Here is a 9,388-nt window from a genome sequence, read left to right on the forward strand (position 1 = left end):
CCTTACCTTTATTCAGAGTAAGAGGCTATCAGGCATTTTTCATGGCAAAGGCCATAATCCTGTGTTTAGATGGGCAGGATTGACGTTTTATTTCGAATTGAGTGTATAAAAAGCGCACAGACAAAAAACTGTCATTGCCAACTAAGGTTGCTAACTGATTGAATAAAAAGGAAAAAACAAGGCGGCTATAAATTTTGAATAAACCGCCTGTTTTTTAGAAGCTAAAGAGTCAGCCACGCTTTTCTTCCGTTGAACTCTCTTCAGCCTCTTCAGTACTGTCATTTTCTGACAGTGTAAATTCAGAAGATTCCGGCTGTTCAGCTTCTTCCTGATCTTCTGTCTGGTGGTCATTATGAGCCAGGGTCCATTCAAGGTTCGTTACCCGCTGGCCTTCCTTTTTGTCGTCAGCCTGTTCGTCGTCTCCGGCAAAGGCTGCCAGATTGATGATGGAAAGGGGTAACAGAAGGGCGAAAGCCGCCAGTTTTTTCATCTTCATTGTGAACGTCTCTTGTTGCTAGTTTTCATATTGTTGCTTCTTATGCATCGGCGTTTGACACTTCTGTACCGGAAAGGTTCCATAGCAATGGATATTCAGTGTTTTATTTTTGTTCAGGCTTCCACTACCCGGTGGATTGGGTGATGAATTTACCGGGTAATGGAAAAAACACTGGTTATCAGCCGCTTGTGGGGAGATCCGTGATTCCCAGTCCCGATCGTATCAGTTACAATGGGCGGCTAACTTTTCTATTTTGTCGGTCAGTGGGTACCCAACCTGCTGCAGACCGATAAGAACTATCCAGTAGAGCGATTTACCGAGCGAGAGAGTCATGCTTGAAGTTAATCCGATCAAGGAACGTATTAAAGACCTGACGGCGCGTACGGACGTGCTTAGGGGGTATCTTTGACTACGCTCACAAGAGCGAACGGTTACAGGAAGTAGAGCGGGAACTGGAAGATCCGGACGTGTGGAACGAACCGGAACGAGCCCAGGCTCTTGGTAAAGAGCGTTCCATTCTGGAAGGCATTGTCTCCACCATCGACACCATGACTTCCGGTCTGGAAGACTCCGCTGAACTACTTGATATGTCTGTGGAAGAGCAGGACGAAGACGGCGTTGACAGCGTGGTGGAAGAGCTGGATGAACTGACTCAGAAGCTTGAGATTCTGGAGTTCAAGCGCATGTTTGCCGGCGAAATGGACCCGAACAACGCTTACCTCGATATCCAGTCCGGTTCCGGAGGCACAGAGGCTCAGGACTGGGCCAATATGATGCTGCGTATGTATCTGCGCTGGGGCGAACAGAAAGGCTTCAAGACCGAGATTATTGAAGTATCAGCCGGTGATGTGGCAGGCATTAAGTCTGCAACGGTGCAGTTCTCCGGCGAGTACGCTTTCGGCTGGTTGCGCACAGAGACCGGCGTTCATCGTCTGGTTCGTAAGTCCCCATTCGACTCCGGCAACCGTCGTCACACCTCCTTCTCTTCGGTGTTTGTTTCTCCGGAGATTGATGACAATGTTGAGATTGAGATCAATCCGGCCGACCTGCGAATCGATACGTACCGTTCCAGTGGTGCGGGCGGTCAGCACGTAAACACCACCGACTCTGCGGTGCGTATTACCCACGAACCGTCCGGTATTGTGGTGCAGTGCCAGAACCAGCGCTCCCAGCATCAGAACAAGGATAAGGCGATGCAGCAGCTGAAAGCGAAGCTGTACGAGCAGGAAATGCAGAGGCGTACTGCCGACGCTCAGGCGCTGGAGGATACCAAATCCGATATTGGTTGGGGCAGTCAGATTCGTTCCTACGTGCTGGACGACTCCCGTATCAAGGATTTGCGCACTAACGTTGAGACCCGTAATACCCAGGCCGTACTGGACGGGGATCTGGACAAGTTTATCGAGGCCAGCCTCAAGCAGGGTCTGTAATCACAACCTTTTTTAGAAAGACTTTTTGAAAAGGCTTTTTTTGAGAAGACTTTTTTTGGAAAAACAATGTCTGAAGAACAAATGATCGACGCGCAGGAAGAGAACCGCCTGGTTGCCCTGCGCCGTGAAAAGCTGGCGGCTATCCGCGCTGAACGGGTCGCTTTCCCGAACAAGTTTCGTCGTGACGCTTATGCGGCTGATTTGCAGGAACAATACAAAGAAGCCGGTAAAGAAGAACTGCTGGAAGCGGGCCACAAAGTCCGGGTCGCTGGTCGTATCATGCTGAACCGTGGTGCGTTCATGGAGATTCAGGATGCTTCCGGCCGTATTCAGGTTTACGTAAACCGTAAAGTGCTGGATAAGAGCACCCTGAAAGAAGTTAAAACCTGGGATATGGGCGATATCATCGGCGCCGAAGGTACAGTGCAACGATCCGGAAAGGGCGACCTGTATGTGGATATGGAAGGCGTGGAGCTGTTGACCAAGTCCCTGCGTCCGCTGCCAGACAAGCACAAGGGTCTGACGGATACGGAAATGCGCTATCGTCAGCGTTACGTGGACCTGATCATGAACGATGAGTCCCGTGATGCTTTCCGTGTGCGTTCCCGTATTATTCAGGTGATCCGCGACTACTTCCACAAGAATGAATACATGGAAGTAGAAACGCCGATGCTGCAAACCATTCCGGGTGGGGCGACAGCGCGTCCGTTTGTGACCCATCACAATGCTCTGGATATGGAGATGTTCCTGCGTATTGCACCGGAACTGTACCTGAAGCGTCTGGTCGTGGGTGGTTTCGAGCGTGTGTTCGAAATTAACCGCAACTTCCGTAACGAAGGTCTGTCTACCCGTCATAACCCGGAATTCACCATGATTGAGTTCTACCAGGCGTATGCGGATTACATTGACATGATGGATCACACCGAAACCCTGTTCCGCCTGCTGGCTGAAGAAGTGACCGGTAGCACCAAAGTGACGTATCAGGGTACGGAACTGGACTTCGGCAAGCCATTTGCCCGCATGTCTGTGTTTGAATCTATCCTGCACTTTAACCCTGAGCTGGAAGCGGCGGATATTGACAATATCGAATCTGCAACCGCCGTGGCGAAGAAACTGGGTATCGAAGTGAAAGACATCTGGGGGCTGGGCAAGATCCAGATTGAGATCTTCGAAGAGACCGTTGAAGAGCGCCTGATCGACCCAACCTTTATCACTCAGTATCCGACTGAAGTGTCTCCGCTGGCTCGTCGCAGCGATGAAGACCCGTTTGTCAGTGACCGTTTTGAGTTCTTCGTGGGTGGTCGTGAAATTGCCAACGGTTTTTCCGAGTTGAACGACGCGGAAGACCAGGCAGAACGCTTCCGTCAGCAGGTGGCGGAGAAGGATGCGGGTGATGATGAAGCCATGCATTACGATGCAGACTACATCAATGCTCTGGAATACGGCCTGCCACCAACAGCGGGTGAAGGTATCGGTATTGACCGTCTGGTGATGCTGTTTACCGACGCACCTTCTATTCGGGACGTGCTGCTGTTCCCGCACATGCGTCCACAGGTTTAATGCCTGCCGGTGCAGCTGGTCGAGCCAGATCAGCTGTGCCTCTCCTTTCGTCTGCTGTCAGAAAACCCTGTTTATGTCTGGGTTTTTGTCTTAGCCGTCCAGTTAATCTGCTTAAACATAGTCCAGTCCCGAACGGATGCATGAGCCTGCGGATGCTGCTCTTGAAACCCTGTTCTGAGGCTGGCTTTTTTACGAACTTTGGGCATAAGTGCCGGTTAGATTCTATACTGCTTCACCATCTCACCCGGCAGGGCTTTACAGGTCTGTGTTCAGGCAGTCTCTGCGGGAGAGTTCCGGCAATGCCCGATTGAGGGCATTGCGACAAACAATAAGTCAATGTAGCCGTTGTCAGCGAGCGCCTGACAGTGATGAGGGCTTATTACAGAAGATTAACAGGCAAACGGTATAAGGCATTTCCTCATGGAAGCAACGAACTGTGAAGTAGTGAGTGACTCTCTTTCTCAGACCAGTAAAGACAATGGTACTTCCTCCAGCGGATCGTCAAATGGAAATGAAGCCCTGAAGTATCAGGGACGAAAAACCAGTCGTGCCAACAGTGAGCAGCGACGTCGCATTATTCTTGAAGCGGCATTGCGCATTGTTGTGCGAGATGGTGTCAGAGGCGTCCGCCACCGCGCGGTTGCCAGGGAAGCCGAGGTTCCACTGTCTGCAACCACTTATTATTTCAAAGATATTTCAGATCTCATTACAGACACCTTTACGTTGTTTGTGGAAATGGGGGCGGAAAAATTCAAGGCGTTCTGGGAAGAGTCTGACTCCAAGCTGCAGGAGGCCCTGGCGCTGCTGGGTGGACAGGATTCAGCCAGTCTCAGTCAGGAAGTCAGGCTGGTGTTTGTGGAGAGAATGGTAGATCTGGCGGTGCATTATATTGTTACGCAGCTAAGGGATCACCGGGATTATCTGATTGCAGAACGATCGTTTCAGCTTGAATGCCTGCGTAATGAAAATCTTCGTCCTGTGGCATTTAATCACCAGTCTTACCTGTTAAACAGTCTGGAAAGCTTCTTCCGGCGTGTGGGTTCAGAGAAGCCTGATATTGATGCCCAGCTCTTTTCTGCGGTTATTATGCAGGTTGAATATCAATGCATGGTTCAACCCGGTGACGAGCCTGACACCGGGTTGATTCGCAGCAGGTTAATGCGTCAGATCAGCCTGATGCTAGTGGGTTAGATACGGATTGGTTGACTATTGCCAGAACGGGCTGTATTCAAGAATGCTGTCCGTGCTGGTTCTGTCAGCGACTTCCAGGCTGAGAATACCCAGCTCCTGCATAAAGCCGTAAACCATAATGGCGTTTGACAACGTCAGATACGAGAACCCCTGGTGCTGACGATAGCCCAGCCGGTTCAGCTGTTGCTCTTTATCTAACGGGTGTTGTTCGGTCTGTTCACGGTTCAGTGAGCGATCAATAAATTGCTTCACTTCATGCTGTGTGATCAGCAATTGCTCTGGTTCCGTTTTTATTGCCTCCAGCAGGCTGTACTGGAACAGGCTGCCAATTGCCACGACTTCTCCATTATTGCGAGTGATTTGTGAGCGAACCAGTTTGGGAATCTTTTCCGCCAGATGATGTGCAAACCTTACCCCTTCTTCAAACTGATCGCTGGTTAATGGATGGAGGTTGTCGTTCTTCTGCAAGTCCTTCCCCTGGACGACTTCCAGCAGGTAGCGGAAAAATGACCGGGAACCAGCATCTCCCTTGTAAGCTATAGTATCAGCGGCCGGATCGTCTGCAATCAGCTGGTAGCTGTTATTACCAATATCCCAGACGACGGGTTTGCCGGGCTTTTTGCTGGCGCGCAATGCGGTGAAATAGTCTATCTGGTTTTCATCGTCCTGCGTCAGTATCTGCATAACAAGACCGGTTTTACCCTGCAGGGCTGACTGAACCTCTACCTTGTTGCTGGTAATCCTGATGGCTTCTGTTGCAACCACCTTGATATGAGCGGTGTGGTAATAGCTGGCTTTATCTTTCAATCTCAGAAATATATCTGACATGGCATCAAGGGTAGCCTTATCGATGGTGTGCCAGTCATTATTCAGCACATTGTCATGTAAGCGGAAGGCGATACTGTCCTGGTCTTTGATCTCCAGAATGGTGTCATTGCTGCTGTTGACGTCCGCAATAGCGTACTTGATGGCGCTTGAACCCACTTCAATGACCATGCGTCGCTCGACGCTGTCTGTGGCAAACAGGGGTGATGCGATAAAGCAGGCAACCATCAGCAAATGGCGTAACAGAGCGCGTTTCATAATAGCTCCTTTGAGTAATCAAAAGAGTTGTCGGCCATAGGATATGGTTGTTAATGGTTCGGGTAGAGTGGTTTGTGAAACATTTGCAATGCGTGGCTGAAACAGAAGTTTGGTTTTATAATCCCGTCTGATTTTTTTGACAAGTGGCTGCTGGTTAATCCTGCAGCCTCTGGAGAAGGTACATGCGCGAAGTTAGGCTTGAGCCTACATGGAAGGCTCATCTGCAGGACGAGTTTGATAAAGACTACATTCAGACCCTGAGAGCCTTTCTGCTGGCTGAAAAAGCGGCTGGTAAAACGATTTATCCCCACGGTGATGAATACTTTAATGCTCTGAATCTGACGCCTTTCGAACAGGTAAAGGTGGTAATACTGGGGCAGGACCCTTACCACGGTCCGGGGCAGGCACATGGATTGTCGTTTTCGGTTCGGCCCGATATAACCATTCCACCGTCTCTGGTGAACATGTACAAAGAGCTGCACAGTGATCTGGGTATTGAACCTGCCCGGCATGGTTTTCTTGAGCATTGGGCTCAGCAGGGTGTTCTGTTGTTAAACAGCGTACTGACGGTTCAGCATAAACAGGCGGCGTCGCACCAGGGGCGAGGTTGGGAAGAGTTTACTGACCGTATCATTGCTGAACTGAATGAAAAACGCGAAAACATTGTGTTTATTCTCTGGGGAAGTTATGCCCAGCGCAAAGGACGGTTTATTGATGCTTCAAAGCATTGTGTGATCAAGTCGGTGCATCCGTCACCTCTGTCGGCTTACCGTGGCTTTTTTGGCAGTAAGCCGTTCTCCAGAGCCAATGACTACCTGAATTCCTGCGGGATCAACCCTGTCGACTGGCGCTTGCCTGATGTCGTTCAATAAATTATTTTCAATAAGGGCTGCATTCGAATATGCAACCCTTATCAGGCTTAAGGCAGAGTCACTTCACCCGCCAGGCTCTGTCCCAGCTGTTCTTTAACCTGTTCAACGGTCAGACCGTTAGAGAACAGGTGGTGCAGCTTACAGAACATGGCTTCGGTGGTGGTGTCCAGTCCACCCACAACACCGGCATTGGCCAGTGCGGAACCGGCTGCGTAGCTACCCTGATGCACAGTACCACGGTGGCACTGGGTCAGGTTAACAATCAGCTTGCCAGCGTCTGTCGCTTTCTTCAGTGTATCCAGGAACGCCTGATCGCCATCCGGGCCATTACCGGTACCGTAAGTACGCATGATAAAGGCTTTCATTGGCTGCTGAAGAATGCTTTCAATCCATTCAGCGTTAATGCCCGGGAACAGTTGCAGAATGCCGACATGGGTTTCAGAGTCGCAGTCCAGCAGGAATTTCGGCTCGCCTTCCGGCTTATGCAGCAGGAATTCATCCAGATCAATATTGATGTCTGCGCGACCCAGCCATGGGTAGTTTGGCGTGTCGAACGCATCGAACAGATAGGCATTCTGTTTGCGGCAGCGGTTGCCACGCATCAGACGACCATTGAAGTACAGGCAGACTTCTTTAATGCGCTCATCGGCTGCCAGGCTCAGGGCGCCGACCAGGTTTTCCAAGCCGTCGGTACGGGCTTCGCACAAGGGAATCTGGGAACCGGTAAAAATAACAGGCTTGCTCAGGTTACGCAGCATGAAGGACATCATGGAGCAGGAGTAAGCCATGGTATCGGTGCCGTGCAGTACCACAAAACCGTCGTATTCGTCGTATTTGCTGGCGATATCGTTAGCGATCTGTTTCCAGTTGTCCGGACGGATATTGCTGGAGTCAATCAGTTGCTCGTATTCACCCAGGTCAAAATCAGGCAGGCTGGTGCGAACATTGGCAGGCAGTTTTTCTTCCAGCAGGCCCATCAGGTTCTCTGCTGGCGCATAGCCGGAGTCTGTTGGCTTCATGCCAATAGTGCCGCCGGTGTAGGCAACGTAGATCTTTTTCATCGTCTTCTCTCAGGCAAAAACGCCCGGAACAGTCAGTCCGGGCGCATAACTATACAACTTGGCTAGTTACAGTACTCAGGCAGGTTGCAGCTGTGCAGACTTGACGTACTTGTTGTCGTCAGGGCGGAATTTGCCCAGGTACGCAAAGCCAATCACCAGGGCAATCACAGCAAAGCTCATCCACATGTAAGGAACGTACTCAAAAGTGGAAACACCCAGCAGGCCTGCCATGAAAATACCGTTATCACTCCATGGTACCATACCAGAGGTCAGGGTTCCGCCAAATTCCGCAGAGCGGGAGAGCATACGACGGTCAACGTTCATACGGTCGTAGCTGCCGGACATGATCTTCGGTGTCAGGATCAGGGACACGTACATGGCACTGCCGAATACGTTGGCAAAGAAGGCGGTTACGACTGTGTAAGCAGTCAGGTTACCTTCATTGGTGATGCGGTTTTCGTACTGTTTGGCAACAGTTTCCAGAATACCCACTTTATCCAGCAGACCACCAAAGCCCAGACCGAAGATGATAACGGCAACAGAACCCAGCATGTTAGACATGCCACCACGGTTCAGGATGTTGTCGATAAAGGCATTACCGGATTCCATGGACAGAGGCGCCCACATGCTGCTCAGTGCTTCAACCGGGGTACGGTCCTGGAACAGGATCGCCCAAAGCATACCCAGGGCGGAACCAAACATGATGACCGGGTAGGAAGGCATCTTGCGGGACAGCATGAACAGAACGGCCATTACTGGTACAAACGCCAGCGGAGAAATGCTGAAGTGCGACTCCATCACTTCCATTACCGCCTGAACCTGTGCCATATCAGCGTTACCGCTGAACTGGAAGCCGTAGAAAGTGAAGGCAATCGCAGTCAGGATGTAGGCAGTGACACTGATCGGCAGCATGCCTTTGATGTGGTCGACGATTTCAACCTCAGACATGGAAGACGCCAGAATCACGGAGTCAGACAGAGGCGACAGTTTGTCACCAAAGTAAACGCCAGACAGGATGGCACCTGCTGTGACGGGTGCAGGAACGCCCAGACCCTGACCGATACCCATCATGGCAATACCGGCGGTACCGGCCGCACCCCAGGAGGTGCCGGTAGCCAGAGCGGTCATGGAGCAGATGATCAGTGTGGCCAGCAGGAAGATGGATGGATGAATAGACATCAGTCCATAGTAGATAATGCTGGGTACAATACCACCGGCAATCCAGGTACCTACCAGAGTACCAACAGCCAGTAGAATAAGAATGGCACCCATGCCCTTATAGATGCCTTCCGCTGCAGCGGCTTCCAGGTCCTTATAGGTGTGACCCAGTTTGACACCCAGGCCCATCGCCAGGAACCAGCCAGCACACAACGCCAGCTGAATAGGCAGGTCGAGTTTGGCAGTGAATGAAAAAGCCAGTGCCAGGAACGTACCCAGTACCAGAAAAACCTGCAGCATAGTCGGCAGACGCTTAGAACTCTTGTGCATTAAGAGTAACTCCATAAAACCTTGTAGTAGCAGGTCAATTATCACACTGGACAGGACTGGTTATATGTTGATCTATGTCATGTAATTTTTCGTAAATGATCGGAAGATTTTGCTTTTTGATACAGGTCAATTTTTGAGCGTTAAGGTTGAAAATTAAACGATTTTGTAAATAGTGAAAACTTGCAGATGCCTATGAAATCTACCTGT

General features: G+C 50.6%; 8 protein-coding genes. 4 read left to right on the plus strand and 4 right to left on the minus strand.

Features of this window, described 5'->3' with window-relative positions:
* Window positions 1-229: 229 nt before the first annotated feature.
* On the minus strand, window positions 230-496 hold the full coding sequence (locus tag V5J35_RS20780; protein ID WP_354008969.1) for a hypothetical protein: 267 nt from the start codon (window positions 494-496) through the stop codon (window positions 230-232).
* 331 nt (window positions 497-827) lie between these two features.
* Between V5J35_RS20780 and prfB the strand changes: the two genes are divergently transcribed.
* The 3 genes from prfB (at window position 828) to V5J35_RS20795 (ending at window position 4,677) form a co-directional block, all read left to right on the plus strand.
* A protein-coding gene (prfB, locus tag V5J35_RS20785; protein WP_354008970.1) for a peptide chain release factor 2 occupies window positions 828-1,926 on the plus strand; the annotation gives its coding sequence in 2 pieces (ribosomal slippage) (window positions 828-902 and window positions 904-1,926; 1,098 coding nt in all).
* Window positions 1,927-1,992: 66 nt separating this feature from the next.
* Window positions 1,993-3,486 (plus strand): lysine--tRNA ligase, encoded by a 1,494-nt coding sequence (gene lysS / locus V5J35_RS20790; protein ID WP_354008971.1) that lies wholly within the window; start codon window positions 1,993-1,995, stop codon window positions 3,484-3,486.
* 420 nt (window positions 3,487-3,906) lie between these two features.
* The gene (locus V5J35_RS20795; protein WP_354008972.1) at window positions 3,907-4,677 is read left to right on the plus strand and encodes a TetR/AcrR family transcriptional regulator; all 771 of its coding nucleotides are present in this window, start codon (window positions 3,907-3,909) and stop codon (window positions 4,675-4,677) included.
* Window positions 4,678-4,692: 15 nt separating this feature from the next.
* On the opposite strand, the gene V5J35_RS20800 is transcribed toward V5J35_RS20795, so the two are convergent.
* Window positions 4,693-5,760, minus strand: a complete 1,068-nt coding sequence (locus V5J35_RS20800) for a Ppx/GppA phosphatase family protein (RefSeq protein ID WP_354008973.1) — start codon at window positions 5,758-5,760, stop codon at window positions 4,693-4,695.
* A 182-nt stretch (window positions 5,761-5,942) separates the two neighbouring features.
* On the opposite strand from V5J35_RS20800, the gene ung reads away from it, so the two are divergent.
* On the plus strand, window positions 5,943-6,632 hold the full coding sequence (gene ung / locus V5J35_RS20805; protein WP_354008974.1) for a uracil-DNA glycosylase: 690 nt from the start codon (window positions 5,943-5,945) through the stop codon (window positions 6,630-6,632).
* Between the two features lie 47 nt (window positions 6,633-6,679).
* Here the strand turns inward: ung and ansA are convergent, their stop codons facing one another.
* Complete coding sequence (gene ansA, locus V5J35_RS20810; protein WP_354008975.1) at window positions 6,680-7,693, minus strand: asparaginase; 1,014 nt, start codon at window positions 7,691-7,693, stop codon at window positions 6,680-6,682.
* A gap of 75 nt (window positions 7,694-7,768) precedes the next feature.
* Window positions 7,769-9,181 (minus strand): Na+/H+ antiporter NhaC, encoded by a 1,413-nt coding sequence (gene nhaC, locus V5J35_RS20815; RefSeq protein ID WP_354008976.1) that lies wholly within the window; start codon window positions 9,179-9,181, stop codon window positions 7,769-7,771.
* Window positions 9,182-9,388 lie beyond the last annotated feature (207 nt).

The sequence above is a fragment of the Endozoicomonas sp. NE40 genome (assembly GCF_040549045.1).
GTDB classification, from domain to species: Bacteria; Pseudomonadota; Gammaproteobacteria; order Pseudomonadales; family Endozoicomonadaceae; genus Endozoicomonas_A; species Endozoicomonas_A lisbonensis.

Coding starts and splice junctions, on each gene's coding strand:
- V5J35_RS20780 (WP_354008969.1), bottom strand. CDS start 496: ATGAAGATGAAAAAACTGGCGGCTTTCGCCCTTCTGTTACCCCTTTCC.
- lysS (WP_354008971.1), top strand. CDS start 1,993: ATGTCTGAAGAACAAATGATCGACGCGCAGGAAGAGAACCGCCTGGTT.
- V5J35_RS20795 (WP_354008972.1), top strand. CDS start 3,907: ATGGAAGCAACGAACTGTGAAGTAGTGAGTGACTCTCTTTCTCAGACC.
- V5J35_RS20800 (WP_354008973.1), bottom strand. CDS start 5,760: ATGAAACGCGCTCTGTTACGCCATTTGCTGATGGTTGCCTGCTTTATC.
- ung (WP_354008974.1), top strand. CDS start 5,943: ATGCGCGAAGTTAGGCTTGAGCCTACATGGAAGGCTCATCTGCAGGAC.
- ansA (WP_354008975.1), bottom strand. CDS start 7,693: ATGAAAAAGATCTACGTTGCCTACACCGGCGGCACTATTGGCATGAAG.
- nhaC (WP_354008976.1), bottom strand. CDS start 9,181: ATGCACAAGAGTTCTAAGCGTCTGCCGACTATGCTGCAGGTTTTTCTG.